This window comes from Nocardia sp. NPDC127526 (assembly GCF_042672265.1).
Classification (GTDB): Bacteria; Actinomycetota; Actinomycetes; order Mycobacteriales; family Mycobacteriaceae; genus Nocardia.
Genome location: NZ_JBHXVO010000002.1, coordinates 565,581 through 592,069, shown reverse-complemented (window position 1 = coordinate 592,069; position 26,489 = coordinate 565,581). Strand labels below are relative to the sequence as shown.

24 protein-coding genes are annotated in these 26,489 nt (G+C 68.9%); 13 read left to right on the top strand and 11 right to left on the bottom strand.

Features of this window, described 5'->3' with window-relative positions; all coding sequences use genetic code 11:
* Window positions 1-216 precede the first annotated feature (216 nt).
* The 6 genes from rapZ (at window position 217) to tpiA (ending at window position 6,438) form a co-directional block, all read left to right on the top strand.
* A complete protein-coding gene (gene rapZ, locus ACFVIV_RS05865) occupies window positions 217-1,176 on the top strand; it encodes an RNase adapter RapZ (RefSeq protein ID WP_379193631.1) in 960 nt (319 codons plus the stop codon).
* Window positions 1,173-2,219 carry a uridine diphosphate-N-acetylglucosamine-binding protein YvcK gene (gene yvcK, locus ACFVIV_RS05860; protein WP_379193630.1) on the top strand — a complete coding sequence of 349 codons (1,047 nt, stop codon included), beginning with the start codon at window positions 1,173-1,175 and terminating at the stop codon, window positions 2,217-2,219. Before rapZ ends, yvcK begins: the two co-directional genes overlap by 4 nt.
* The gene (gene whiA, locus ACFVIV_RS05855) at window positions 2,210-3,193 is read left to right on the top strand and encodes a DNA-binding protein WhiA (RefSeq protein WP_379193629.1); all 984 of its coding nucleotides are present in this window, start codon (window positions 2,210-2,212) and stop codon (window positions 3,191-3,193) included. Before yvcK ends, whiA begins: the two co-directional genes overlap by 10 nt.
* Window positions 3,194-3,413: 220 nt before the next feature.
* Window positions 3,414-4,430: a type I glyceraldehyde-3-phosphate dehydrogenase gene (gap, locus tag ACFVIV_RS05850; protein WP_379193628.1), complete on the top strand. Its 1,017-nt coding sequence runs from the start codon at window positions 3,414-3,416 to the stop codon at window positions 4,428-4,430.
* Window positions 4,431-4,437: 7 nt separating this feature from the next.
* A complete protein-coding gene (locus tag ACFVIV_RS05845; protein WP_379193627.1) occupies window positions 4,438-5,649 on the top strand; it encodes a phosphoglycerate kinase in 1,212 nt (403 codons plus the stop codon).
* 3 nt (window positions 5,650-5,652) lie between these two features.
* Window positions 5,653-6,438, top strand: a complete 786-nt coding sequence (gene tpiA, locus ACFVIV_RS05840; RefSeq protein ID WP_379193626.1) for a triose-phosphate isomerase — start codon at window positions 5,653-5,655, stop codon at window positions 6,436-6,438.
* A 54-nt stretch (window positions 6,439-6,492) separates the two neighbouring features.
* Here tpiA and ACFVIV_RS05835 read toward each other — a convergent pair whose 3' ends face one another.
* The 4 genes from ACFVIV_RS05835 to ACFVIV_RS05820 all read right to left on the bottom strand — a co-directional run bounded on the left by ACFVIV_RS05835 (window position 6,493) and on the right by ACFVIV_RS05820 (window position 9,235).
* Entirely contained in the window at window positions 6,493-6,984 is a 492-nt protein-coding gene (locus ACFVIV_RS05835; protein WP_379193625.1) for a DUF1992 domain-containing protein, read from the bottom strand.
* Between the two features lie 20 nt (window positions 6,985-7,004).
* Window positions 7,005-8,063, bottom strand: a complete 1,059-nt coding sequence (locus ACFVIV_RS05830; RefSeq protein WP_379193624.1) for an FAD-dependent oxidoreductase — start codon at window positions 8,061-8,063, stop codon at window positions 7,005-7,007.
* 89 nt (window positions 8,064-8,152) lie between these two features.
* Window positions 8,153-8,563 (bottom strand): VOC family protein, encoded by a 411-nt coding sequence (locus ACFVIV_RS05825; protein ID WP_379193623.1) that lies wholly within the window; start codon window positions 8,561-8,563, stop codon window positions 8,153-8,155.
* An 81-nt stretch (window positions 8,564-8,644) separates the two neighbouring features.
* Window positions 8,645-9,235: a DUF4291 domain-containing protein gene (locus ACFVIV_RS05820; RefSeq protein ID WP_379193622.1), complete on the bottom strand. Its 591-nt coding sequence runs from the start codon at window positions 9,233-9,235 to the stop codon at window positions 8,645-8,647.
* A gap of 143 nt (window positions 9,236-9,378) precedes the next feature.
* Between ACFVIV_RS05820 and ACFVIV_RS05815 the strand changes: the two genes are divergently transcribed.
* A complete protein-coding gene (locus tag ACFVIV_RS05815; protein ID WP_379193621.1) occupies window positions 9,379-11,217 on the top strand; it encodes an APC family permease in 1,839 nt (612 codons plus the stop codon).
* Here the strand turns inward: ACFVIV_RS05815 and ACFVIV_RS05810 are convergent.
* The gene (locus tag ACFVIV_RS05810) at window positions 11,214-12,041 is read right to left on the bottom strand and encodes a TIGR02452 family protein (RefSeq protein ID WP_379193620.1); all 828 of its coding nucleotides are present in this window, start codon (window positions 12,039-12,041) and stop codon (window positions 11,214-11,216) included. The genes ACFVIV_RS05815 and ACFVIV_RS05810 overlap by 4 nt on opposite strands.
* 121 nt (window positions 12,042-12,162) lie before the next feature.
* On the opposite strand from ACFVIV_RS05810, the gene ACFVIV_RS05805 reads away from it, so the two are divergent.
* Entirely contained in the window at window positions 12,163-12,522 is a 360-nt protein-coding gene (locus ACFVIV_RS05805; protein ID WP_379193619.1) for an ACT domain-containing protein, read from the top strand.
* A 15-nt stretch (window positions 12,523-12,537) separates the two neighbouring features.
* On the opposite strand, the gene ACFVIV_RS05800 is transcribed toward ACFVIV_RS05805, so the two are convergent.
* Window positions 12,538-14,085, bottom strand: coding sequence for a multicopper oxidase family protein (locus tag ACFVIV_RS05800; RefSeq protein WP_379193618.1), 1,548 nt, complete (start codon window positions 14,083-14,085; stop codon window positions 12,538-12,540).
* 202 nt (window positions 14,086-14,287) lie between these two features.
* On the opposite strand from ACFVIV_RS05800, the gene ACFVIV_RS05795 reads away from it, so the two are divergent.
* The 4 genes from ACFVIV_RS05795 to ACFVIV_RS05780 all read left to right on the top strand — a co-directional run bounded on the left by ACFVIV_RS05795 (window position 14,288) and on the right by ACFVIV_RS05780 (window position 17,828).
* The gene (locus tag ACFVIV_RS05795) at window positions 14,288-14,662 is read left to right on the top strand and encodes a BlaI/MecI/CopY family transcriptional regulator (protein WP_379193617.1); all 375 of its coding nucleotides are present in this window, start codon (window positions 14,288-14,290) and stop codon (window positions 14,660-14,662) included.
* 150 nt (window positions 14,663-14,812) lie between these two features.
* Window positions 14,813-15,247 (top strand): hypothetical protein, encoded by a 435-nt coding sequence (locus tag ACFVIV_RS05790; RefSeq protein ID WP_379193616.1) that lies wholly within the window; start codon window positions 14,813-14,815, stop codon window positions 15,245-15,247.
* 104 nt (window positions 15,248-15,351) lie between these two features.
* Window positions 15,352-16,491 carry a PLP-dependent cysteine synthase family protein gene (locus ACFVIV_RS05785; protein ID WP_379193615.1) on the top strand — a complete coding sequence of 380 codons (1,140 nt, stop codon included), beginning with the start codon at window positions 15,352-15,354 and terminating at the stop codon, window positions 16,489-16,491.
* A 47-nt stretch (window positions 16,492-16,538) separates the two neighbouring features.
* Window positions 16,539-17,828, top strand: a complete 1,290-nt coding sequence (locus ACFVIV_RS05780; RefSeq protein ID WP_379193699.1) for an MFS transporter — start codon at window positions 16,539-16,541, stop codon at window positions 17,826-17,828.
* 19 nt (window positions 17,829-17,847) lie between these two features.
* On the opposite strand, the gene trpS is transcribed toward ACFVIV_RS05780, so the two are convergent.
* The 3 genes from trpS to ACFVIV_RS05765 all read right to left on the bottom strand — a co-directional run bounded on the left by trpS (window position 17,848) and on the right by ACFVIV_RS05765 (window position 21,083).
* Window positions 17,848-18,888, bottom strand: coding sequence for a tryptophan--tRNA ligase (gene trpS, locus ACFVIV_RS05775; RefSeq protein WP_379193614.1), 1,041 nt, complete (start codon window positions 18,886-18,888; stop codon window positions 17,848-17,850).
* Window positions 18,889-19,058: 170 nt separating this feature from the next.
* Window positions 19,059-20,024: a M56 family metallopeptidase gene (locus ACFVIV_RS05770; protein ID WP_379193613.1), complete on the bottom strand. Its 966-nt coding sequence runs from the start codon at window positions 20,022-20,024 to the stop codon at window positions 19,059-19,061.
* Between the two features lie 84 nt (window positions 20,025-20,108).
* Complete coding sequence (locus ACFVIV_RS05765) at window positions 20,109-21,083, bottom strand: helix-turn-helix transcriptional regulator (RefSeq protein ID WP_379193612.1); 975 nt, start codon at window positions 21,081-21,083, stop codon at window positions 20,109-20,111.
* A gap of 61 nt (window positions 21,084-21,144) precedes the next feature.
* On the opposite strand from ACFVIV_RS05765, the gene ACFVIV_RS05760 reads away from it, so the two are divergent.
* Entirely contained in the window at window positions 21,145-23,406 is a 2,262-nt protein-coding gene (locus ACFVIV_RS05760; RefSeq protein ID WP_379193611.1) for an ATP-binding cassette domain-containing protein, read from the top strand.
* A 229-nt stretch (window positions 23,407-23,635) separates the two neighbouring features.
* Here the strand turns inward: ACFVIV_RS05760 and ACFVIV_RS05755 are convergent, their stop codons facing one another.
* Window positions 23,636-25,879, bottom strand: coding sequence for a thiamine pyrophosphate-dependent enzyme (locus tag ACFVIV_RS05755; RefSeq protein WP_379193610.1), 2,244 nt, complete (start codon window positions 25,877-25,879; stop codon window positions 23,636-23,638).
* Between the two features lie 108 nt (window positions 25,880-25,987).
* A complete protein-coding gene (locus ACFVIV_RS05750; protein ID WP_379193609.1) occupies window positions 25,988-26,425 on the bottom strand; it encodes a MarR family winged helix-turn-helix transcriptional regulator in 438 nt (145 codons plus the stop codon).
* Between the last annotated feature and the right edge of the window lie 64 nt (window positions 26,426-26,489).

The following is a 26,489-nucleotide window of genomic DNA, read 5'->3' as shown; positions in this document are numbered from 1 at the left end:
GGGTAGACCTCTGCATGCCGGGGCACAACGCCCTCCGGCAGGTAGGCTGTGCACGCCGAGCCGCGCGACACGCCGAGAGGATGAATCGCGACACGCCGTCTGTGCAGGTCGGGAGGGAGAATCGGAACTGTGTCTCGCCTCCCGCGTGTGTCTGCCGCGGAATGCGGCATCGGTGCAGGATGATCGACGGAAACCCAGAAACGAACCCGGTAGGACATGACGCGCGTCGAAGCCAGCAATAATGCGGTCGAAAACAGCAGCAGCACAACCGATATCGGTGATCCACAGCAAACGCCCGTGGAGGTCGTCATCGTCACCGGGCTCTCCGGCGCCGGTCGCGGCACGGCCGCCAAGGTGCTCGAGGATCTCGGGTACTACGTCACCGACAATCTGCCGCCCGAACTGATCGGCCGCATGGTCGAACTCGGGGAGAGCGCGCAACCGCCGATCCGGAAACTGGCCGTGGTCATGGATGTGCGCAGCCGCTTCTTCACCGGGAATCTCTCGGCCGTCACCGAGCAATTGCGGTCCGCCGGGGTGCGCACTCGCATTCTTTTTCTGGAAGCCAGTGATGATGTGCTGATTCGCCGCTATGGTTTCGCGCGGCGTCGCCATCCGCTGCAGGGCGAGAGCGCGGACGGCACGCTGACCGCGGGCATCGCGGCCGAACGCGAGCGCCTGGCCTCGGTGAAGACGGCCGCGGACCTGGTCATCGACACCACCGAACTATCGATCCATCAGCTGCATCGGAAGATGGAGGAGGCTTACGGCGGGGACGCGCCGACCGCTCTGCAGCTCACAATCCAATCGTTCGGTTTCAAGTACGGAGTACCACTGGACGCGGATATGGTGTTGGATTTGCGTTTCCTGCCCAATCCGCATTGGGTGCCGGAACTCCGCGAACAGACCGGACAGGATGCCGCGGTCAGTGAGTACGTGCTGTCGCGCCCGGGTGCCCAGGATTATCTGAGCACGGGCCGGCACCTCATCGACCTCACGACCGAGGGCTACCGCCAAGAGGGGAAGCGATACATGACCGTGGCAGTGGGCTGTACCGGTGGCAAGCACCGCAGTGTGGCGATAGCCGAGGCGCTGGGCGAGCTGCTCGGCGCGGCCGCGAACAACGGGGCGGCCGACGTGGTGCGCGTGGTCCATCGGGATTTGGGGCGGGAATGAGTGAGCGCGAAGCGAATCCGGCCATTGTCGCGCTGGGCGGCGGGCACGGGCTGTACGCCACGCTGTCGGCGGTGCGGCGGCTGACCCGCAAGATCACCGCGGTGGTCACGGTCTCCGATGACGGCGGCTCCTCGGGCCGGCTACGCGCCGAGCTCGGCATGCTGCCCCCCGGTGATCTTCGAATGGCTCTCGCGGCCTTGGCCGAAGAGACCGACGGCGTGTGGGCGCGCACCATCCAGCATCGCTTCGGCGGCTCCGGAGCACTGGCCGGGCATTCGGTGGGCAATCTGATTCTGGCCGGGTTGACAGAGGAATTGGGCGACCCGGTGGCCGCGCTCGACGAGGTCGGCCGGATGCTGCGCATCACCGGCCGGGTGCTGCCCATGTCGCCCATCGCGCTCACCATCGAGGCGGATGTGGCCGGGCTGGAAGGCGATCCGCGGGTGAGCCGCTGCATCCGAGGTCAGGTGGCCGTCGCGACCACACCGGGCAAGGTGCGCCGGGTGCGGTTGATTCCCTCGGATCCGCCCGCGTGCCCCGAGTCGACCTCGGCGATCGAGCACGCGGATGTCGTTGTGCTGGGGCCGGGAAGCTGGTTCACCAGCGTCATTCCCCATCTCCTCGTGCCCGAATTGCACGAAGCTCTGCTTCATACCCGGGCGCGGAAAGTGCTGGTGCTCAACCTCGCTGCGGAACCGGGCGAAACGGCCGGATTCTCCGCCGAACGGCATCTGCATGTATTGTCCCAGCACGCACCGGATTTCACAGTCGACCATGTTCTGGTCGACTCGGGTTCCGTACCCGAGGGTAGGGAACGCGAACATGTGGCAAGAGCTGCCGAACAGCTGCGAGCACGAGTAACCTTCGCTGATGTCGCCGAGGCGGGGACGGACCGGCACCACCCCGGAAAGCTTGCCGCCGCACTGGATCAGGTGATCCGGCAACCTCGGCCGGAATTGGCAGGGCTTCGAGTCGAAGGACGGCATATGAGCCAACGTGTGCGGTCCGGTTTGGGTGGAAAGGAGCGCGTCTCGTGGCGATGACAGCGGAAGTGAAGGACGAGCTGAGCCGGCTCACCGTATCTCAGGTGAGCTCGCGCAAAGCGGAGCTGTCCGCACTACTGCGGTTCGCCGGTGGATTGCACATCGTCGGCGGTCGGGTGATCGTCGAGGCCGAGGTGGACATGGGTTCCATCGCGCGTCGGCTGCGCCGGGAAATCTTCGAGCTGTACGGATACGGCTCGGATGTGCATGTTCTCGGTGCGGGTGGGCTCCGGAAAACCTCCCGGTACGTGGTGCGTGTTTCCAAGGAAGGCGAGGCGCTGGCCCGCCAGACCGGTTTGCTCGATGTGCGCGGCCGCCCCGTGCGGGGCCTGCCCGCGCAGGTCGTCGGCGGCAGCATCGGTGATGCCGAAGCCGCGTGGCGCGGAGCGTTTCTCGCGCACGGCTCGCTCACCGAACCGGGCCGCTCCTCCGCGCTGGAGGTGAGCTGCCCCGGTCCGGAGGCCGCCCTGGCGCTGGTCGGCGCGGCCCGCCGCATGGGCATCTCGGCCAAGGCCCGGGAGGTGCGCGGCACCGACCGCGTGGTGGTGCGCGACGGCGAGGCCATCGGCGCCCTGCTCACCCGCATGGGCGCGCAGGACACCCGGCTCACGTGGGAGGAACGGCGCATGCGCCGCGAGGTCCGCGCGACGGCCAACCGGCTGGCGAACTTCGACGACGCCAACCTGCGCCGGTCGGCGCGCGCCGCGGTTGCCGCGGCCGCCCGCGTCGAGCGCGCGCTGGAAATACTGGGCGACGATGTGCCCGACCACTTGGCCGCCGCCGGCAAGCTGCGCGTCCTGCACCGGCAGGCGTCGCTGGAGGAACTCGGCCAGCTGGCCGATCCGCCGATGACCAAAGACGCTGTGGCGGGGCGCATTCGCCGCCTGCTGTCGATGGCCGATCGGCGGGCCAAGGAACTGGGTATCCCAGACACAGAGTCCGCCGTGACGGCGGAACTGCTGGAAGAGGCCTGATCGGCGGCGAACCCCCGCGCATGCGATGCCGGGGGTTCGCTGCTGTTCCTGGAGCACATGACAATTGGTCATTCGCACAGGAAAAACCTCACCGCGACCGAGATTATTTTGTGACATGCCCAGCTCACCAGTGACAGGGGCGTGTCGGACGTGTTTCCGGACGGGGCTAGGGTGTCAGGTGCAACGGAAACGATCCGCTTGAAAGCTGAGGAGCGATAACGTGACTGTCCGGGTAGGCATCAACGGCTTCGGCCGTATCGGACGCAACTTCTTCAGGGCGGTCGAGGCGCAGAAGGCGCTCGGCCAGACTGACATCGAAATCGTCGCGGTCAACGACCTCACCGACAATGCGACGCTGGCGACCCTGCTCAAGTACGACTCCATCCTCGGCCGCCTGCCGCAGGACGTGTCGCTCGACGGCGATTACATCGTCGTGGGCGATCAGCGGATCAAGGCCCTGGAGATCAAGGAAGGCCCGGCGGCGCTGCCGTGGGGCGACCTGGGCGTCGATGTGGTCGTCGAGTCCACCGGCATCTTCACCAATGCCGCCAAGGCCAAGGGCCACCTCGCCGCCGGCGCCAAGAAGGTCATCATCTCCGCGCCCGCCACCGATGAGGACATCACCATCGTGATGGGCGTGAACGACGACAAGTACGACGGCTCGCAGAACATCATCTCGAACGCGTCCTGCACCACCAACTGCCTCGGCCCGATCGCCAAGGTGCTGCACGACTCGTTCGGCATCGAGCGCGGCCTCATGACCACGGTCCACGCCTACACCCAGGACCAGAACCTGCAGGACGCCCCGCACAAGGATCTGCGTCGCGCCCGCGCCGCCGCCCTGAACATCGTGCCCACCGGCACCGGCGCCGCCAAGGCCATCGGCCTGGTGCTGCCCGAACTGCAGGGCAAGCTGGACGGTTACGCGCTGCGCGTGCCGGTCCCGACCGGCTCCATCACCGACCTCACCGTGGACCTGGCCAAGGCCGCGTCGATCGACGAGATCAATGCCGCCATGCAGGCCGCCGCGGACGGCCCGATGAAGGGCATCCTGAAGGTCAACCACGATCCGATCGTCTCCACCGACATCGTGACCGACCCGTACTCCTCGATCTACGACGCGCCGCTGACCAAGGTCATCGACAAGCAGGTCAAGGTCGCCTCGTGGTACGACAACGAGTGGGGCTACTCCAACCGTCTGGCCGACCTCATCGGCCTCGTCGCGAAGTCGCTGTAATCCGGCGATGACGATCAAGACTCTCGAAGATCTGCTGAACGAGGGCGTCGAGGGCCGGGGCGTGCTGGTGCGCTCCGACCTCAATGTGCCTCTCGACAACGGCGTCATCACCGATCCGGGCCGCATCATCGCGTCCGTGCCGACCATCAAGGCGCTCGCCGAGGCCGGCGCCAAGGTGATCGTCACCGCGCACCTGGGCCGCCCGAAGGGTGAACCGGATCCGAAGTTCTCCCTGGCGCCCGTCGCGGCGCGGCTGGCCGAGGAGCTGGGCCGCAATGTCCAGCTCGCCGGCGATGTGGTGGGCCAGGACGCGCTGGCGCGCTCCGAGGGCCTCACCGACGGTGATGTGCTGCTGCTGGAGAACATTCGCTTCGATGCGCGCGAGACCAGCAAGGACGAGGCGCAGCGGGTCAAGCTCGCCAACGCCCTCGTGGAGCTGGTCGGCGACGACGGCGCGTTCGTCTCCGACGGTTTCGGTGTGGTGCACCGTGAGCAGGCGTCGGTCTACGACGTCGCCAAGCTGCTGCCGCACTACGCGGGCTACCTGGTGGCCGCCGAGACCGAGGTGCTGAAGAAGCTCACCGAGAACCCGGAGCGCCCGTACGCGGTCGTGCTCGGCGGTTCCAAGGTCTCCGACAAGCTGGCGGTCATCGAGGCGCTCGCGCCGAAGGTCGACACCCTGGTCATCGGCGGCGGCATGTGCTTCACCTTCCTTGCGGCGCAGGGACTTCCGGTCGGCGGCTCGCTGCTGCAGGCCGAGATGATCGACACCTGCAAGGATCTGCTCGACAAGTACGCCGATGTCATCCACCTGCCGGTGGACATCGTGGTGGCCGACAAGTTCGCCGCCGACGCGGAGTCGAAGGTGGTGGCCGCCAACGAGATTCCGGACGGCTGGATGGGCCTGGACATCGGCCCCGATTCGGTTGCCCGCTTCGCGGCGCTGCTCACCGAGGCCAAGACGATCTTCTGGAACGGCCCCATGGGCGTGTTCGAGTTCGAGAAGTTCGCCGCGGGCACCCGCGGTGTCGCCGAGGCCATCGTCGTCGCCACCGGCAAGGGCGCGTTCACGGTGGTCGGCGGCGGCGATTCGGCCGCGGCCGTGCGCACCCTCGGCCTCCCGGACGACGGTTTCTCGCACATCTCCACCGGTGGCGGCGCGTCGCTGGAATACCTGGAGGGCAAGGAACTTCCGGGCATCGCGGTATTGGAGGACTGAGCCATGGCGCGCAAGCCTTTGATCGCCGGCAACTGGAAGATGAATCTGAACCACCTGGAGGCCATCGCCCTGGTGCAGAAGATCGCTTTCGCCCTGCCGGAGAAGTACTTCGACAAGGTCGACGTCACGGTGATCCCGCCGTTCACCGACCTCCGCAGCGTGCAGACGCTGGTGGAGGGTGACCGCCTGCTGATCACCTATGGCGCACAGGACGTCTCCACCCACGACGAGGGCGCTTACACCGGCGAGATCAGCGGTTCCATGCTGGCCAAGCTGGGCTGCAAGTTCGTCGTGGTCGGCCACTCCGAACGCCGCCAGTACCATAACGAGGTCGACGCCACCGTGCTCGAAAAGGCCAAACAGGCCCTCAAGCACGGCATCACCCCCATCGTCTGCATCGGCGAGGGCCTGGGCGTCCGCGAAACCGGCACCCACGTGGCGTACAACCTCGAACAGCTCCGCGGCTCCCTCAAGGGCCTGACCCCCGAGGAAATCTCCAAGGTGGTCATCGCCTACGAGCCCGTCTGGGCGATCGGCACCGGCAAGGTGGCCAGCGCCGCCGACGCCCAGGAAGTCTGCGGCGCCATCCGCAAGGAACTGGCCGAGCTGGCCAACCCCGAAGTGGCCGCGGGCGTCCGCGTCCTTTACGGCGGCTCCGTCAATGCCAAGAACGTCGGCGAACTGGTCGGCCAGACCGACATCGACGGCGCGTTGGTCGGCGGCGCCTCCCTCAAGGGCGACGAATTCGCCACCCTCTCCGCGATCGCCGCGGGCGGCCCACTGCCGTAACGGTTTTCACCCCGAAGGGGCCGGGCATCCGAGTGATGCCCGGCCTTTCGGCATTCAGCGGTGGAACAGCCGTCGCCACCACGATCGGCGGGCGGTGGATTCGGCCGCGGGCGGCACCGGCGTGGCCGCGGCACGCTCGGCGCGCGCGGCATCCCGTTCGGCTCGCCAGGTGGCGACGACCTCCTCGACCTTGGCCGGGCCGATCGGCACCGCGGGGCCGGTGGGCATGCGCAGCCACTGGACGATGCGGTCGTTGAGGTCGGAAACGGTTTGGCGGACTTGCTGTTCGGTCTGCATGTCGCGGACGGTTTCCTGGAGGCGTTCGCGTTCGCGGCGCAGGACTATGGATTCGGGGAGGAGGGCGTCGGCGCGGACGCCTTCGCGTTTCAGGAGGCCGCGCAGCCACCAGTCTTCGTCGGCGGCGCCCGGTGGGATGGGCTTGCCGGCTCCAGGAAGGTCGTTGAAGTCGCCCCGTTCGGTCGCTTCGCGCACCTGTTTGTCGATCCAGGATTCGAAGCTGAGATCGGGCGGTTTCCGCTCGGTCACGCCATCCAGCCTACCGGGGGTCAGCGGGCTTGGCGGCGGCCCCGGAGGGCTTGTTCGCGGTCGGCGACGATACGGGTGCGGCGGTCGGCCATGGCGGTGGCGGGGGAGGCGGAGGTGAGGCGGGCCTGGTAGACGGCGTGGGCGTCCTCGAGGGCGTCGCGGGCGCCGACGCCGGCGGCGGGGGTGATGGCGTGGTCGGCGTCGCCGATGAGCAGGACGGGGGTGGTGGGGGTGGCGGCATTGGTGAGGGGGACATCGCGGGCATTGCTGACGTGGACGGATTCCGTTGCCGCGAGCAGGGTCTTCAGCAGTGCCTCATTGGAGGGTGTTGCGGCGGTGATGGTTTCGGTCCATTCGGCGACGGGGCGCAAGCCGATGTCATTGCTGGTGCCGGGCAGGGGCGGGCGGGGGACGCGCAGGAACCACAGGGCGGCGGGGTCGCCGGGGCGCCAGATGTGGCCGAGGGTGCTGCCGGGTGCGCCGGTGGCGGTCATCTCGGCGAAGAAGTGCAGGGTCGCCGGTGGGGTGGGGAGAGTGACCGGTTCGGTGGTCATGCCGTAGAGCACGACGTCGCCGGCGTATTCGGCGGGGCGATCGGGTTCCAGGCGGGCGCGGACCACCGAGTCGATGCCGTCGGCGGCGACGATGAGATCGTCGTCGACGGTCGTGCTGCTGCCATTGTGGTGCAGGATGCAGCCGCTCTCGGTGAGCGTGACATCGGTGATCGGTGTGCCGTAATGGATTTCCGCGCCCGAGTCGGCGACGAAGTCGGCGAGGATTCCGATCAGGTTGCGCCGCATCCAGAATCGGTGACCACGGCCGGTCACGGCGCTGAATCGTCCTGTGCTGGTGGTGTAGTCGAGGCCGCCGGTGACCGGATACGAGCCCGCCTCGACGGCGGATTCGGAGACGCCGAGTTCGGTGAGAGCCCGGTGGCCGCGATCGTCCATGAACAGGAAAGCGCCGCCGCCCGCGGAGCCCGATCGCTGCTGTTCGTACAGCTGCACGGCTTCACCGCGGCGGGCCAGCCCGCCCGCCAGCGCGCATCCGGCTATGCCTGCGCCGATCACGGCCACCATTCGAGCACCTCCAGTTCGCTGATACGCCAAGGTAGCCCATCAACGGCAGGCATTTCAGGAAGACAGCGCGGCGGGGCGCGGCTCGACCGTCAGTCGGTGGGCAGGGCGTCGGAGTAGTCGCCGGTGATCGGGATATTGGTGATGATGTCGACCAGGGTCCCGCTGGGGTCGACGGTCATGAAGTGGCGCTGGCCGAAGTCCTCGGTGCGGAGTTCGAGGGGGATTTCGAGGTTGCCTTCGACCGCGCGCGCGTGCACGGCGTCCACATCCTCGACCTCGACGGAGATGAGCACTCCGGCGGGCCGGTTGCGGAATGCCGCGGGCACACTGGCGTGTTCACGCTCGACAATGCCGATCTGCGCCTTGGGTTCGGCCGGGGCTTCGAGCTGGACATACCAGCCGCTGTCGAAGATGACCTTGAAGCCGAGCAGTCCGGTGTAGAAGTCGCGGGTGGCGGCGACGTCGTCGGCGCAGATGGTGGGGAAGATGCCGGTGATCATGATCGCTCCTCGTCTCGGTGGTGCGATCAGCCTAGGGTCTCCCGTGAGGGGAGAGTCGAGCGCCGTGTCCGACCCCACTTTTCAACGCGCCCCGATCCTTTCGGCGAGCCCCTCGGTGAGCGGATACGTCTTCTCCGGCGGTAGTAGGACTTTCGCGCGGTCGACACGGCCGTCGCGTAGGTGCGCGGACATCTTGTGCACCAGCGGAGTCAGATCGCGGATGTCCACGGTCCAGTCCTCGACATAGCGGTCGATAATGTGGCGGGAGAGCCCGACCTGAATGCTGCGATGGTCGAGTTTCGCTCCGCGCAGCGAATATTCGGGATCCCACTGCACATGCACGTGCGCATGCTTGAACTGTGCGCGCCACTGATTCGCATCCGCGTATACGCGCCGCTCCGGACTGGTCAGCACCGCCTGGCCGAGGGCCTCCTCCCAGCCGGCGCGCGTGATGCGCACGGCGAGAATGCGTTCCTGGCCGGGCTTGCGCGCCCAATTGCTGCGCTGCATGAGCCAGCGGAACGACGGCTTGATCCACGTCATGCGATTGAGCGAGAACGGCGCGACGAACCGCTGCGCGGCCACGGCGGGCACGGCGATGGCGTCGTTGTAGGCCTGATAGACGACGATGGTGTCGCGGTCGAAGTCGGCTCTGATTTCGTACTGATTCATTGCGAGAGCAACGCTAGGGCGGCGCGGCCCGTCACGGCCACCGAATTCTTCACGGACCCGACCCGCGACATTCTCGGCGGCACAACCCCGGGTATCCGTGTCGCTCACGATTTGCTGGACGCGCGCCGCGTTCAATGGTCGGCGTGGTGCACACGCCGGATACCAGGACCGACGAACCGCGGATCGCCGATCGACGGCTGCGGGCGGCGCAGCGCGGCGACGCGCACCGGCTGACTTCGCTCGGCGGACTCGCGGCATTGTCGCTGGACGCGCTGTCGAGCGTGGCCTACGGCCCCGAGGCGATCGTGCTGGTGCTGGTGGCGGCCGGTGCGGCGGCCGTGGTGTGGACCCTGCCGGTGGCCCTGGCGATCACCGCGCTGTTGCTGGTGCTGGTGGTGTCGTACCGGCAGGTGATCGCGGTGCATCCGGATGGCGGCGGCAGCTACGCCGTCGCCAAGAAGGATCTCGGCCGCGGCGTGAGCCTGCTGGCCGCCGCGAGCCTGGTGGTCGACTACGTGCTGACCGTCGCCGTCAGCCTGGCCGCCGGCGCGGCCAGCCTCGCCAGCGCCTTCCCGGCACTGGCCCCGCACCTGCTGGAGCTCACGCTGATCGGACTGGTCGTGCTGGCCGCGGTGAATCTCGCCGGGATCGCGGAATCGGCGAAGGCGCTGATGGGCCCGACCCTGCTGTTCGTGATCGCCATCTTCGCGGTCATCGTGGTCGGATTGCTGCGGCCCGCGCCGGTCGCGGTCATCGGCACCGATCCGGGCCCGATCGATCCGGTCGAGGCGGTCGGAATCGTTTTGCTGCTCAAGGCTTTCGCGGCCGGCTGCTCCTCGCTGACCGGTGTGGAGGCCATCGCCAATGCGGTGCCCGCCTTCCGCGCGCCCGCCGTGCGCCGCGCCCAGCACACCGAGGTCGGCCTGGGAATCCTGTTGGGCGCCATGCTGCTCGGCCTCGCCTGGCTGATTCGCGAGCACCGGGTGACCCCGCGCGGCGATGTGACCGTGCTGGCGCAGCTCTCGGCGGCGGCCTTCGGCACCGGCTGGGCCTTCTACCTGACCAACCTGCTGGTCACCCTGGTGCTGGCGCTGGCGGCCAACACCAGTTTCGGCGGGCTGCCGGTGCTGTTGTCGTTGCTGGCCAAGGACCGTCGCGTGCCGAGCCTGTTCGCCATGCGCTCGGAGCGCCCCGTATTCCGCTACGGCGTGGCCGCGGTGGCGGTGGTGGCGGGGCTGGTACTGGTGGCGGTCGACGCCGACACGCACCGCATCCTGCCGGTTTTCGCCATCGGAGTGTTCATCGGCTTCACCATCAGCCAGGTCGGCCTGGTGCGGCACTGGCAACGCCAACGCGGGCCCGGCTGGCGATCCCGGCTGGCCCTCAACGGTTTCGGGGCGATGCTGACTGCTGTCGCGGGCGTGGTTCTGCTGGTGGAGAAGTTCACCGAGGGCGCCTGGCTGCTGCTGATCATCATCCCGTTGCTGGTGGTGTCGTTCGCCCGCACCGAGAACTACTACCAGGAAGTCGCCACCGAGCTCGGCTTCGGCCGCATCCCCGCGCCGGGCGACAGCCTGCCGGATTCCGGCCGTCCCCTCGTGGTGGTCCCGGTCGTCGCAGTCAGCACGGTCACCGCGCGCGCCCTGCGCGCCGCCGCCGACATGGGCGGCGACATCGTCGCGGTCGCCGCCGAAATCGATCCCGCATCCACCAAACACCTGAGCGCACAATGGAAACGCTGGAACCCCGGCGTACCGCTCGTCGTGCTGCCCGCCCCGCATCGCAGCCTGATCGCCACCCTGGTCGGCTACGTACGCAAGCAATCTCGCGAAGGCAGGCGGGTGATCGTGGTCCTCTCCCGAGTGGAACCCCGTCGCCCCTGGCATCGCCTGCTGCACAATCCGCGCGGCCCGGTCCTCGCCGCGACGCTGCGCGCCCGCACCGACGCCGTCGTGGCGACCCTCACCGTCCGCATCGACTAGGACGGGCCGGCCGCGAGCGCGAAGCGGTCGGCGAACGCGATGCGGTTGGCCGACACCGGATTCCGGTCCCACACGGCGAACACCACCCGCTCGAACGCCGCGCCGTACCGCCGCAGCGCGAGATCGAAGGCTTCGGCCACCTCGGCCGGATCATTGCGGAACACGCCGCAACCCCAAGCGCCGAGCACCAATTCGCGCACACCGTGCCGGGACGCGACCGCCAGCACCCGCTCCGCACGCTCGGCCAGCACCGCCCGCACCGAGACCGGCTGCTCCGAACGCAGGGCGAGCTGACCGGCATTGGGCGCGGGAGAGGTGAGGAACGATACCGGGATCGGCTGGGCGGCAAGCTCACCGCGCTCATCGCGGATCACCGGCACCCCCGGGGAGAAGATCACCCGATGGCTGTAGCGCAGATCCGGCGACGCCCGGTGGGCCGCATAGTAATCCGGCGCCTCCAACAGGCATCGGTACAGCAGCGCGCTGCGGCACAGGTCCTCTTCCTGGGCCCGCGCACCGCGCAGATAGCCGCCGCCCGGATTCCGCGCCGAGGCGAAATTCAGCACGGCGACCGCCTTTCCACCGGACTCGTAGAGCCGCCGCGCCGCGGCCACACTGCCTTCCGCGGTCACCTCCACGATTCCGGTGAACGGTCCGCGCGCGGCATCGCCGAGATCATCGGCGGGGGAGTAGGACACGGTGCCCGCACGCGCGGCGGTCAGTGCGGCGCTGATATCGACGGACGCTCCGGTGCGCGTCCGGTAGCTGCCGCGGTCGGCGATCTGCTCGTTCTCCGTGGCGATCTGCCTTGGGCTGATAGTCATTCCGGTGACCCTACGGGCCGGGCCGTCACCGGTCACCTGATTTTAGTCGATCGAACTAAATCGAATCCATCAGTGTGAACCGCCCTGCGGGCGAGTCGGTCCCTGCGCCTACGATGACCGCATGACCAGCCAGCGCCTGCGCATCGTGCCCTCGCAGTTCGTGGTGGAGCACCTGCCCAACTCCACCTTCCCCGAGGACGACGAATGGATCGCGCTGGTGCGAGCCCCCGAGGGCCTCACCGTGATTCGCGAGGCCCCGCCGTGGGCCGACGGCGAACGCTGGAAGGGCTTCTACGGCGATGCCGCCCACGGCCTCGACCAGCCCGGCATGCTCGCGGCGCTGGTCGGCCCGCTGGCCGCGGCCGGGATCCCGGTCTTCGTCGCCTCCACCTACCACGCCGATCTGGTACTCGTCCCCGATCACCGCCTCGACGACGCCGCGACCACGCTGCGCGAGGCCGGGCACCGCATCGCCGACTGATCGCGTCCGCGCCGGTCAGCGGACGTAGGAGACGACCGCCATCATTCCGGATTCGGCGTGATAGATGTTGTGGCAGTGCATCATCCACTGCCCCGGATTGTCGGCCTGGAAATCCGCCTCGACGGTCTGCATGGGCAACACCATCGAAGTGTCCTTGCGCGGCCCGTTGCCGGCGGCGTTCACCACCTGGAAGGTGTGCCCGTGCAGGTGCATCGGATGCGCCATCATCGACTTGTTGACGAAGCGCAGCCGCACCCGCTGGCCTTCGGTGATATCGAGCGGCGCCTGCTCCGGAAAAGCCTTCCCATTGATGGTCCAGATGTACTTGGTCATATCGGATCCCAGCGCCACGTCCAGGGTCCGATCCGGTGACCGCTGCGGGAATCGCACGGCATCGGCGGCCACCAGCCGATCCCCGGTGACCGGCGCGACCGCGAGCTCGGCCGGGCGCACATCGGCCGCCGGCGCCGCGCCGCCGCCGGTCCGGAGGAGCGCCAGCCCTTGACCGTTCTTGCCTTCGGCGGACGCGACGAACGGAAAGACGCCATCACCCAGCTCGACGACGACGTCGTACCGCTCACCCATGCCGATGAGCAGGCTCGACGCCGTGAGCGGCCGCACCGGAAAGCCGTCGCCGTGCGTGATGCGCATGGTGTGACCGCCCACCGCGACCCGGAAGGTGGTGTCGGAGGCGGCATTCACGATCCGCAACCGGATGCGCTGCCCGGGCCGGGCGGCGACGGTGACCGGATCGGTCTCGATGCGGCCGTTGACGAGATAGTAGGGATAGGTGACATCCCCGGCGTCCGCTCCGAGCGGATTGTTCGGATCGGCGGGCATGGACATGCCGGACCCGTTCATACCGCCGTGGTCCATGCCGCCCATGCCGTCGCCGCCCATGTTCATTCCGGCCATGCCCTCATCCTGTAGCCGCCGCAACTGCTGGTCGGGATCGCGCCCGTCCACGCCGTCGAGCCAATCATCGAGCACGACAACGGCTTCCAGGTCGTAGTCGCGCCCGTCCGCGGGATCCTCGACGATGAGCGGCGCATACAGCCCGCGATCCAGCTGCACTCCCACGTGCGGATGGAAGAAGTACGTCCCGGCATCGGGCGCGGTGAACTCGTAGCGGAACACGCTGCCCGGCGCGATCTCCGGCTGCGTGACGCCCGGGACGCCGTCCATATCATTGCGCAGCGCGATCCCGTGCCAGTGCACGGTGGTCGGCGCGGGCAGCCCATTGGTCAGCTCGGCCCGCAGCACCTCGCCCTTGCGAATGCGGATCTCCCGCCCCGGCAGCTGCCCGCCGTACGCCCAGGTCCGCACCTGCACCCCGCCGAGGTCGACGGTCGCAGGCTCGGCGCGCAACGCCACCTCCCGCACCTGCGCGTTCGCCGCTCGCCGCGCGGCCTCGGCCTTGCGCACCGCCTCCGAGTCCGGCTGGACGGCGCCCCCGCCATCGTTCTTCGCGCAGGCGCCGAGGGCCAGGGCCGCGGCCGCGCCCGCTCCCAGGGCGAGGAATCCTCGCCGGTTGAGGGCCGATGGGAATTGCCGGGACGACATGGTTCTCCCTTCCGGTTGCGCCGAACGCGCTCCCGAGCGACGATACTACGATCTACGTACGTAGACAGTATGAGTGTGCGAGCCCGCCCGTGCGCCCCGGCTTGAGCCGCACCCGGCGCGACCCTACGATCGGGTACCACGCACCCGGGCAGTAGGCCGCACACGGTGCGAACCGAGTGCCGTGAGGTGAGGAGACGTCAACGTGGCTGCGCGAGGCTTCGGCGAGCTGGAAGCGGTCGTGATCGAACGGATCTGGGACCGCGCCGAGAAGACGACGGTCCGGGAGATCTTCACCGACCTGTCCGCCGAGCGCGACATCGCCTACACGACCGTCATGTCCACCATGGACAACCTGCACCGTAAAGGCTGGCTGCAACGCGAGCGCGTCGGCAAGGCCTACCACTACTGGCCTTCGCTGACCCGCGAGGAATACAGCGCGCAGCTGATGCGCGAGGCGCTGGGCAGCGGCGGTCGCTCGGATCTGGTGCTCGCGCACTTCGTGGAACAGATGAGCCCGGAGGAATCCGACGGACTGCGGGCCGCGCTGCGCAAATTGTCGCGTGCCAAGCCGAAATAGCGCGGCGCGCCGGCGACTCGCTCGCGTCGCCGCAGCGAAGTACGTAGTTGGATAGTAGATTGGCGTGCGGTGCCGATCGAGCTGCTGCGACGTGGGCTCGTCCGGCCGAAATGAAAGCTCGGCCGATTGGATTCGAGGCAGGAGGTGTCGGTGGTGGGAGCTGCTCCGCAGCGTCGCCGAGCCGCCGTCGCCGTGGCCGTCGTGACCGCCCTGTTGGTGATCCTGTTGGCGGACTGCACGTTGTTCCGGTCGGAGGGGCACGCGCACGCCGCGGGGATCACCGAGGCGTCCGAGACCTCCGTGCTCGCCGTGATCGGCCTCGCCGAGGACAGGTCGATCTCCGACCTCGCCAGTGAAATCGAGGACTGCACACCGCATTTGGAGCACTGCGTGAAGTCCGCGCTGCCCGGTGCGGGCGCGAGCGCGGTATCGCTGCTGCTGATCCTGGCCCTGCTCGGGGTCGTCCTGCCGGTTGCCGCCGCGGCCGTCTCCGGCGTGCCCGGCGTGCGCGGCCCGCCCGGTCCCGCACTACCCGTCGTCGGCGGCCGAATGCTGTTGACGCGCATCTGTATCGCCAGGCGCTGACAGGCCAGCGCCAGGCCGGCGTGGGCATACCGCCGGCCGGTGTCCGCTGCCCGCGCACGTCCGGCCGTCCCCGCGCGGACGGCCCGATACAGAAAGCGACACCCATGGACAAGGTCGTACTCGACAAATTCGCTTCGCTCGCAGAGGAATTGGTGGTGGCCGCGCCCGGCGCGGCCCGGCAACCGCGCGCCCTGGTCGGCAATACGCCGGTGCTGTGGGTCGGCGAGCCGCTCGCCCCGGCCGAACGGGGATTCTGGGCCAAGCTCGAGGGCTTCAATCCCGGCGGTATGAAGGATCGTCCCGCCCTGCACATGGTGCGCTGCGCCGAACTGCGCGGCGACCTCGCCCCCGGCGCCCGGATCGTCGAATCCAGCAGCGGCACACTCGGTTTGGGTCTGGCGCTGGCCGGTCTGGTCTATCGGCATCCGGTCACGGTGGTGACCGATCCCGGCCTGGAGCCGATCGTGGCGCGCATGCTCGCGGCCTACGGCGCACACGTCGATCTGGTCGCCCGGCCGCATCCGGACGGCGGCTGGCAGCAGGCCCGCCGCGATCGGGTCGCCGAACTGCTCGCCGCCGAACCCGGCGCGTGGTGCCCCGACCAGTACAGCAATCCGGACAATGTGGCCGGATACGAGTCGCTGGCCCTTGAACTCGTCGACCAGCTGGGCCGCGTCGACGTGCTGGTGTGCGCCGTCGGCACCGGCGGCCACTCCGCCGGAGTCGCGCGCGTACTGCGGCGTTTCAACCCGGATCTGAAACTCATCGGCGTCGACACCGTGGACTCCACCATCTTCGGCCAGTCCGCCGGACCACGGCTCATGCGCGGCCTCGGCTCCAGCATCCACCCGCGCAATGTCGATTACGACGCCTTCGCCGAAATCCATTGGGTCGCACCGGCCGAGGCCGTCTGGGCCTGCCGCACCCTGGCCGCCACCTATCACGCCAGCGGCGGCTGGAGCGTCGGCGCGGTCGCCCTGGTGGCGGGCTGGGCGGCGCGCACGCACACCCCCGCCACCCGGATCGCGGCGATCTTCCCGGACGGCCCGCACCGCTACTTCGACACCGTCTACAACGACGCCTACTGCGCCGAGCACGGCTTGCTCGCCGCCGCGCCCCCACCCGAACCCGACGTCCTCACGCACCCGGCGCAACGCCAGGTCCGCTCGTGGACGCGCTGCGCCACCGTCATCGATCCGGCCGCTCCCGAGGCCGGGACGGGCACCCGGGAGCGGGCGTCGTGACGATCCTCGCCCGCTTCCGCGCCTTCGACACCGCCGCACGCCTGCTCATGATCAACCAGTTCGGCATCAACCTGGGCTTCTACATGCTCATGCCGTACCTGGCCGGATATCTCGCGGGCCCACTGGGTTTGGCCGCCTGGGCCGTCGGCCTGGTGCTCGGTGTGCGCAACTTCTCCCAGCAGGGCATGTTCCTGCTGGGCGGCACCCTCGCCGACCGGCTCGGCTACAAACCACTCATCGTCGCCGGATGCCTGTTGCGCACCGGCGGTTTCGCCCTGCTGATCTTCGCCGAATCCCTCCCTGGGCTACTGATCGCCTCGGCGGCAACAGGATTCGCCGGAGCGCTGTTCAACCCCGCGGTGCGCGCCTACCTGGCCGCCGAGGCCGGTGACCGGCGCGTCGAGGCTTTCGCGATCTTCAATATCTTCTACCAAGCGGGCATCCTGGCAGGCCCACTGGTCGGACTCGCATTGATGGCCTTGGAATTCCGCGTCACCGCCGCCGCGGCGGCCATAGTCTTCGCGGCACTCACGGTGGCGCAACTGTTCGCCCTCCCCACCCGCCGCCCGGCGGAACCGCAAACAAGAACGTCGGTCCTGGAAGACTGGCGCACCATCGTCGCCAACCGCCGTTTCGTGGCCTTCTCCCTCGCCATGATCGGTTCGTACATCCTGTCGTTCCAGATCTATCTGGCGCTGCCGCTGCAGGCCGAGCACCTCGCCGGTGATCGCGCTCGAGCGCTGACTTCGGCGCTGTTCGTCATCTCGGGCGTCGTCGCGGTCGCCGGCCAGCTCCGCATCACCGCGTGGCTGCGCTCGCGCTGGGGCAGCGGCCGCAGCCTGGTAGCCGGTATGACCGTCCTCGCGGCCTCCTTCCTGCCGCTCGCAATAGTCTCCGGCCCAACGCCTTTCGGTACACCGGCCGCCATCGGCGCACTGCTGGTCGCGGCGGCGCTGCTGGCGGTCGGCACCGCGGCGGTCTTCCCGTTCGAGATGGACACCGTGGTCGCCCTGTCCGGAAACCGCCTGGTCGCCACGCACTACGGCTTCTACAACACGGTCGTCGGCATCGGCATCCTGATCGGAAACCTCGCCACGGGCGCGGTGGTGGGCGCGGCCCGCGCGGCCGACGCCGACTGGGCGGTATGGACGGGTCTGATGGCCGTCGGCGCACTCGCGGCGCTGGCCCTGTACCTGCTCGACCGTCGCGCACCCGCCGGGGAGCCGGACAGTCTGCCCCCGGTCGAGGACTTCGTCACCGAACCCCTGCCCGTCCTGGCGGGCGGGGGCCGCCACCGCCGCGATCCCGCGCCGACGGGCCGTCACCACCGGCGGTGAGCAGGGGAGTTCGTTTACCTCAGTACGCCGTGCCCATCGCATCGCGGACCTCACCGAGCGTGCGGTCCGCCATCTCGTCGGCGCGGCGGTTCCCGTCACGCAGCACGCCGCGCACGTAGCCGGGATCGCGCGCGAACTCGTCACGACGTCGGCGATGCGGTGCGAGGAACTCGTTGACCGCGTCGGTCGCGAGCTGCTTGAGGGCTCCCGCACCGGCATCGCCGATCTCGGCGGCGAGTTCGCGCTCGTCCGCGCCCGTGCACAGCGCGGCGGTGGTCAGCAGCGCGGAGACGCCGGGCCGGCCGGCCGGGTCGAAGGTGATCAGCCGCTGCGAGTCGGTCGGTGCCCGGCGGATCAGGGCCGCCGTCTCGTCCGCGGTCATCGACAGGGCGATCGCATTGCCGTAGCTCTTGGACATTTTCCGGCCGTCGAGACCGGGGACTTCCGGCGCGGCGGTGAGCAAGGCGTGCGGTTCGGGGAAGACCTCGCCGTAGCGTTCGTTGAAGCGGCGCGCGATCACCCGGGTCAGCTCGATATGCGGCAACTGGTCCTTGCCGACGGGCACCAGATTTCCCTTGCAGAACAAGATGTCCGCGGCCTGGTGGACCGGATAGGTGAGCATCAGTCCGCTCAGCGCCCGTCCCGATGCCGCGAGCTCGGTTTTGACGGTGGGATTGCGGTGCAGCTCGGCCTCGGTGACCAGGCTCAGGAACGGCAGCAGCAGCTGATTCAGCGCGGGCACCGCGGAATGGGTGAAGATGACCGCCCGGTTCGGGTCGATCCCGGCGGCCAGATAGTCCAGCACCGCGCCGTGGACGTTCTCCCGGACCCGGCCGATGGCGTCGCGGTCGGTGATGACCTGATAGTCGGCGAGGATGACGACCGTGTCCACGCCCAGCCGGTGCAGGCGCACCCGCTCGGACAGGGTCCCGAAATAGTGCCCCAGATGGAGCGGGCCGGTCGGGCGTTCACCGGTGAGAATGCGGTACCGGTGCGGATTGTCGGCAACGTCGGCGCGGACCGAATCGCTGCGTTCGAGGGTGGCGGTGAGGGAATTCAACGGACAGCTCCTTGGAAGAGGGAAGAGCTGCACGAACCGCGCGGAGATCGGACTGTGTCACGGGCTGCGTACAGCCCGGGGACATGACTAAGCGGGCTGTTGTAGCAGCCGCCACCAAGTCTGTCGGAGATCGATCACCGGATGATGATAGCAGCCCGGCATCGCTGCGCTCATCCGGAAAACGGTGTGCAGAGCGCGATCCCGAGAGCGGCGGTCAGCACGGAGGCCAGGGGAGCGAGGGTGGCCGTGGCCGCCGCGGCGGTGAGGCCGAGCCGGGCCCGGGTGCGTGCGGCGGGGGCGGTCGGCGTGGACAGTCGCTGCATGCGGGCGGCCAGGGCGACTTCGGCGGCCCCGAGCGCTCCCGCCGGACCGGCCTTCATGCCGGAGAGCGTGCGCAGGGCGTGCAGCACGGTGCCGCGGCCGTGGATGCGGGCGGCGGCGTCGTCGGCGAGCATTTCGAGCAGGCGGGCGACCTCGGTGGCGCCAATGGTGAAGAGGGTGAGGCGGGGGAGGACGGCGGCCAGCCCGCGGGTGCCGGCCAGCAGGAGGTGGTGGCGGCCGGCGAGGTGGGCGCGCTCGTGGCTGAGGACCGCGTCGAGGTGGTCGTCCGGGAGGGCCGCGAGGACCGCTCTGCTGAGCACGATCGTATGTGGTTTGCCCGCAACGCAATACGCGGCGGGCTCGTCGACCTCGAGTACGACGGCATCCAGCTCGGGATGCTGACGGCCCGCCATGCGGGTCAGCTGTGCGTGTTCGAGGGTGCTGCGCCGGGCGCGCAGCAGAGACTTCGCCAGCCGCAGCCCCAGCACCCCGGCGGCAAGGGCGACGAACCCGGCCAGGAGCAGGAGACCGGCCTGGACCGGCGTACCGTACCGGCCGACCGATGCGTCGTGCAGATGGGTCACGCAGGTATCCAGGAACCGTTTGGGCGCGGTGGAAATGCCATGGGAGACAAGGTCCATGAGCAGCAGGATCGTCGCGGCCGACCAGGCGGCGACCGTCGAGGCCATGGACGCCAGCCAGGCGATGAGAGCGACCCGAGGAGCCGCGCCCGCATGGGTCACGCGTTGCAGCAGGCGGGGTGCGAGCACGGCGACCGCGAACCCGTACAACAGCAGGCATGCGGCGACGCTCATCGAACCACCTGCCCTGCCGTCCGGCGCACCATTGCTCCTTCTGTCGACCGCGCACGAGTGTACGGACGAAACCTGAGGGGATCCTTACCCGCGAGCGGTCGCCGCCGCGCGCAGGCGGTCGGCGAGTTCGAGGCTGCGATCCCGGAACTCGGCGGGCTCCTCGAGGTGGAAGTCCACGCCGAGGAAGGCGATAGTGAGGATCATCCATTCGAAGGAGTCGACCCGGATGCTGACTCGGCACCGGTCGGCGGACAGCGGTTCGATATCGCAGTCCTGGAACTTCAGCGCATCGGCGACCGCGCTCGCGCCGGCTTCGACCACCGCCACCGCGCGGTGCCGTCCGGCGGTGAGCCCTGCCCTCAGGTAGTCCGCGGCCGAGCGTGCGGGCAGCGGGCGCGGCGTGAAAGGGGCTGCGGTGCGGGTGATCCCGGCAACCCGATCCAGGCGGAAAGTGCGCCAATCGGCGCGTTCGATATCCCAGGCCAGCAGGTACCAGCGCAGGTGCAGGTGGACCTGCCGATACGGTTCGACCCGCCGGGGCGTGATGCGGCCGCTGCGGCTGGTGTAGTCGAAGGTCACCACCTCGTGGCGGGCCGCGGCCAGGCCGAGGGCGGTCAGGGCCTCCGGGTCGACCGCGGGGGCGGCCAGGGGCGCGGCTTCCACCGTCGAGCGGAGGGCCCCGACCTGGGGGCGTAGGCGTTTGGGGAGGAACTGGTCGATCTTGCCGAAGGCGCGGTCGGCGGCGGTGCCCATATCGGCGTGGCCCTCCGGCTCGGGCGGCGCGGTCGCGCCGAGCAGGGCCAGGCCCACCAGTGTGGCGACCGCTTCCTCGTCGTCGAGCACCAGCGGCGGCAGGGTGCGGCCCGCGGCGAGCTGGTAGAAGCCGCTCGGTCCGGGCTGGGTCGTCACCGGATAGCCGTAGTCGCGCAACCGCTCCACATCGCGGCGCAGCGTGCGCGGGCTGATCTCCAATCGCCCGGCCAGCTCGTGGCCGCTGAAGCGGCGGCCGGTTTGCAGCTGGGCCAGCAGGTCGAGCATGCGGCGCGTGACATCGGGCATGGCTCCATCATGGCTCGAATTGCGGTCAGGATCCGGCCGCATCTATTCGTAGCGTCGAAGTATGACGACGACACAGCCCGCTGACCTGCTTCATCGCCGTGCCATCCGGATTCGGGCGGCGCGCACCAACAACCTGCGCGGCATCGATATCGATGTGCCGCGCAACAGCCTCGTGGTGTTCGTCGGCGTCTCCGGCTCGGGCAAGTCCTCGCTGGTTTTCGACACCATCGCCGCCGAGGCGGGCTATCAGGTCAACGAGACCTATCCGCCGTTCGTGCGCAATCGGCTGCCGCGCTGGAGCCGCCCCGAGGTGGACGCCATCGACGGGCTGTCGCCGGTCGTGGTGATCGACCAGAAACGCCTGGGCGGCAATGCCCGGTCGACCGTGGGCACCATTACCGATACGTACAGCTATCTGCGACTGCTGTTCTCGCGGGCGAGCGAGCCGTATGTCGGCGAGTCGAACCACTTCTCGTTCAACGACCGCGCCGGGATGTGCCCCACCTGTTCGGGGCTGGGGGAGACGATCGTGACCGATGTGGACAGCGTGCTCGACCTGGACAAGTCGCTGGCGCAGGGCGCGATCCTGTTGCCCGGCTTCGGAAACGGGCAGTTCTGGTATCGCCAGTACGCCGATATCGGCTCGTTCGACGCGTCGACCCCGCTGCGCGACTGGTCCGCCGACGAACGCCACGCGCTGCTCTACGGCGGCGAGGCCGCGGCCCGGCTGGGCACCCGCCCGCCCAAGGATTACGAAGGGGTGATCAACCGCTTCGAGCGCATCTACCTGCACACCGCCGACAACCCCTCCGAGCGCAAACAGGCTGTGGTGGAACGCTTCACGCACTCGCGGACCTGCCTGGAATGCCACGGTGAGCGGCTCGACGAGGCGGCTCGGACGGCGCGGGTGCTCGGCCGCACCATTATCGAGATGAGTCGCATGGAGATCGGGGAACTGGCCGACCTGATTCCGGGCGTGACGGCATCGAATGTGGCCCCGGTGGTGGCGGCCCTGCACGACCGGCTCACCGCGCTGGCCGATATCGGGCTGGGCTATCTGTCGCTCGCCCGGCCCACCACCACCTTGTCCGGCGGCGAATCCCAGCGCATCAAGACGGTCAAGCACCTGGGCAACAGCCTCACCGAAATGCTGTACGTCTTCGACGAACCCACCGTCGGCCTGCACCCGCACGATGTGCGCTCGATGACCGAGCTGCTGAAGCAGTTGCGGGACAAGGGAAACACCGTGCTGGTGGTCGAACACGATCCGGATGTCATGCGCATCGCCGACCACATCGTCGAAATCGGGCCCGGCGCGGGCGTCGCCGGGGGTGAGGTCGTGTTCCAAGGCTCATACGAGGACCTGAGCACCGCAGACACCCTCACCGGCCGGGCCCTGCGTCAGCGCCGCCGCTCGACCACACCGCGCCCGGCGACCGGCAAGTTCCGCATCGAGAACGCGACCCGCAACAACCTCGAGGGCATCGGCGTCGACATCCCCACCGGTGTGCTCACCGCCGTCACCGGCGTCGCGGGCGCGGGCAAATCGAGCCTGATCGCCGAACTGGTCGAACAGCACCCCGCCACCATCGTCGATCAGCGCGCGGTCACCACCAACCGCCGCTCCACACCCATCACCTACACCGGCATCGCCCCCGCGGTCCGCAAACTGTTCGCCGCCCGTAATGGGGTGAGCCCCACCCTGTTCAGCGCCAACTCCGAAGGGGCCTGCCCGGCTTGCAACGGACTCGGCGTGGTCTACACCGATCTGGCGTTCATGGACGGCCAGGAGGTCGTGTGCGAGACCTGCGGCGGCCGCCGCTTCACGCCGGAGGTGCTCGCGTACACGCTCGACGGGCTGAGCATCGCCGATGTGGACGACCTCACCATCGACGAAGCCGCCCAGCGTTTTCCGGACCCGGCCATCACCCGCGCGCTCCGGCACGTCGAGGAGGTCGGCCTCGGCTACCTGCGTCTCGGTCAGTCGCTCACCACCCTGTCCGGGGGCGAATGCCAGCGGCTGAAGATCGCCAAGGAACTCGCGAAACGCAACGGGCACACCATCTATGTGCTCGACGAGCCCACCACGGGCTTGCACCTGTCCGATATCGACACCCTCCTGGAGGTGCTGGGCCGGCTCGTCGACAAGGGCAACACCCTCGTCGTCATCGAGCACAACCTCGATGTCATTCGCCGGGCCGATTGGGTGATCGACCTCGGGCCCGGACCCGGTCGCTACGGCGGGCGAATCCTCTACGAGGGCGCCCCGGAGGGGCTGGCCACGCACACCGAGTCGAAGACGGCTCGGGCGCTGCGCGGATGACATGCGGGCACAGCACGGTTGACGTGTGAGATGCGCGCGGTCGACGCGTGCGACCTGCGTGGTTGCGCGGCGTCACCGCCATCCGGTATTACTAACTACGTACGTACTACGTAGATAAACCTGGCGCCGCCCCCTCATCGGCGCCGGGGCGCCGACCGGACCGGCGCCGGCGACGTACCGGGATGCCGTACCCCCTCATCACGGTTATCCCGGTACGTTGTCATCCGGATCAGGGTGCGGCAATGAGCTTTTCGGCGGCCGCCTCGATCCGGTCCTCGTCCAGCAGCACCGTATTGGCGGCCGGGCCGAGCGGGACGAAACTGTCCTCGCTCGTGACGCGGGCGATCGGCCCGTCGAATCCGGCATCCAGCAGCGCCGCGCACACGGCCTCGGAAATGCCTCCGCTGCGGCGGGTTTCGTCGGCGATGAGCACCCGCCCGGTGGCGCGGGCATTGTCCAGCAGCTCGTCCACCGGCAGCGGTGCGAGCCAGCGCAGATCGAGCACGCGGGCGTGAATGCCGCGCGCGGCCAGCCGCCGCGCCACCCGCAGGCTCATGGGCACCCCATTGGCGAAGCTCACAATGGTGAGATGGGTGCCGGTGCCGTGCACCCGCGCCGAGCCGATCTCGACGTGCCGCACACCGGAAATCGGTGCGGCCCAACCGCCGTCGCCCGGCCGATGCAGATCGCGCGTGTGATACAGCGCGATCGGCTCCAGGAAGACGCACACCCGCCCGTCCACCCGGGCCGCCGACACGCACGTCCGCAACATGGCCGCGGCGTCATCGGCCCGCGACGGCGAGGCGATCACGACCCCGGGGATATCCCGCAGCGCCGCAATGGAATTGTCATTGTGGAAATGCCCGCCGAACCCCTTCTGATAGGCGTACCCGGCGATCCGCACCACCAGCGGATTCCGGTACTGCCCACTGGAGAAGAACGACAGCGTCGCGGCCTCGCCGCGCAGCTGGTCCTCGGCGTTGTGCACATAGGCGAGGTACTGGATCTCCGGAATCGGCACGAATCCGGCCAGCCCCGTCCCGAGCGCGGTGCCCAGCACGCTCTGCTCGTCGAGCAGCGTGTCGAAAACCCGCCGCACGCCGAAGGTCTGCTGCAACCCCTTGGTGACGCCGTACACCCCGCCCTTGCGGCCGACGTCCTCGCCGAAGACCAGCACGTCGGGATCGCGCGTCAGCAATTGCCCGAGCGTGTGATTGATGGCCTGCGCCAATGTCATCGGATCGCCGGTGGCGGCCGCGGCCGGAGCCGGATTGAGCACGAGGGGAGTGGCGGCCTTGGCCGGATCCGCCGGACCGACCGAGCGGATGGCATCGGTGCGCACGACCGTCGGCCGGGCCGGCGCGAGGCTGGCCGTGACCGCGGCCGCGGACTCGAGTTTCGTTTCACCCGAGACCTTTTCGGCCATCTCGGCGACCCTGGCCCCGATGTCGTCGTAGCGTCGCAGCACTTCACCGGGCGTCGCCACGCCGGAGGTGATCAGCAGTTCCCCGGTGCGCGTCACCGGATCCCGGCGCAGATCCGCCGCCAGCTCGGCGGGCCGCCGGTAGGCCGCCTCCACATCCGAGCCCGCATGGCCGAGCAGCCGCACGGTCCGCAATCGCAGAAATGCCGGTTTACGGTGCGCGCGAACATAATCCGCCGCCTGCCGGACGACGGTGACCGCATCGACCAGATCCGCGCCATCGGCATCGAAGTAGCGCAGCCCGGGCCGGGCCCCGTAGGCGTGCTCGATCCAGGTCCGCGGCGTCGGCACGCTGATGCCGATCCCGTTGTCCTCGCACACGAACAGCACCGGCATGGGCACGCCCAGATGCGCGGTGTGCACGGCGGTATTGATGGCCCCGGCCGCCGTCGAATGATTGGCGGAGGCATCGCCGAAACTGCACACCACCACCGCATCCCCGGGCCACTCGCAGGCCACCCCCAGATTCGCGGCCCGGTCGATGGCGAAGGCCAGCCCCACCGCGCGCGGCAGATGCGAGGCGATGGTGGAGGTCTGCGGAATCACATGGGCGGGCTTACTGCCGAAAACCTTGTGCCGCCCACCGGAAATGGGGTCCGAGGCCGCCGCGGCCACGCCCAGCAGCACATCGCGGACGGGGTCGAGCCCGGGGACCTGCCGGGCCCGCTGCACGAAGAATCCGGCCGAGCGATAGTGCAGCAGCGCCGGATCGGTGCTGCGCAGGGCCGCGGCCACCGCCGCATTGCCCTCGTGCCCGGAGGAGCCGATGCTGTAGTACCCCCGCCCGTCGCGGGTGAGCCGCCGCGCCGCGAAGTCGAGGTGCCGGGCGGTGGCCTGGGCGTCGAACAGTTCGAGGCATTGCGCGCCGGTCAGGGGTGTGCCGGGAGTCAGTGGTTCCTGTTGTGGCCGAGTAGGTCCCGGTTTCGTGGCGGCGATTTCGGCACGAAACCATTGGTCCAGCTCCGCTTCGCGCTCGTTGATACGACCCACCTCTCCCATATGTCCCATATGTCGCGTACGTCGGCCTCAGCGTAGATGTGAAATGGGCATCTCCGTGGCAACTCCACGCCGAAGGTCGGCCGGGCCGCACGCTCCTTCTCATCGTGGCCAAGGACGGCCGGTCATGTGCTCGATATCGGTGTTGAATCGGCGCAAATATCCGGCGAACGCGGCGACGTCTTCGGGGGACCAGCCGGCCATGGTGACCTCTAAAGCCTTGATGTTCTCGCTGCGCTCGTTGTCCAGCTGCCGCTCGCCCTCGGGCGTGACCCGGAAGCGCCGGGCCATACCGCCGTCCGGATCCGGAATGCGCTCGATGAGCCCGTCGCGCATCATGGCCGCGGTCTGCCGCCGCAGCGTGGACGCCTCCAGTCCGAGCGCCTCGCTGAGCTGGCCGATGGACATGGATTCCTGATCGCGCAATCGGCTGAGCAGGGTGTAGGCGCTGCGGTCCAAGGTCCGGCTGGTGCGGGTCACGAGGGTGTACCGCCCCAGCAGCATCGTCTCGAACTCCACCAGATCCAAGGGCTTGTCCATCGGCATCCTCGCTGCTCGGCATTGGTTTTCTCGGCAGGTATACCACGCGCTCCGTGTATCGGGC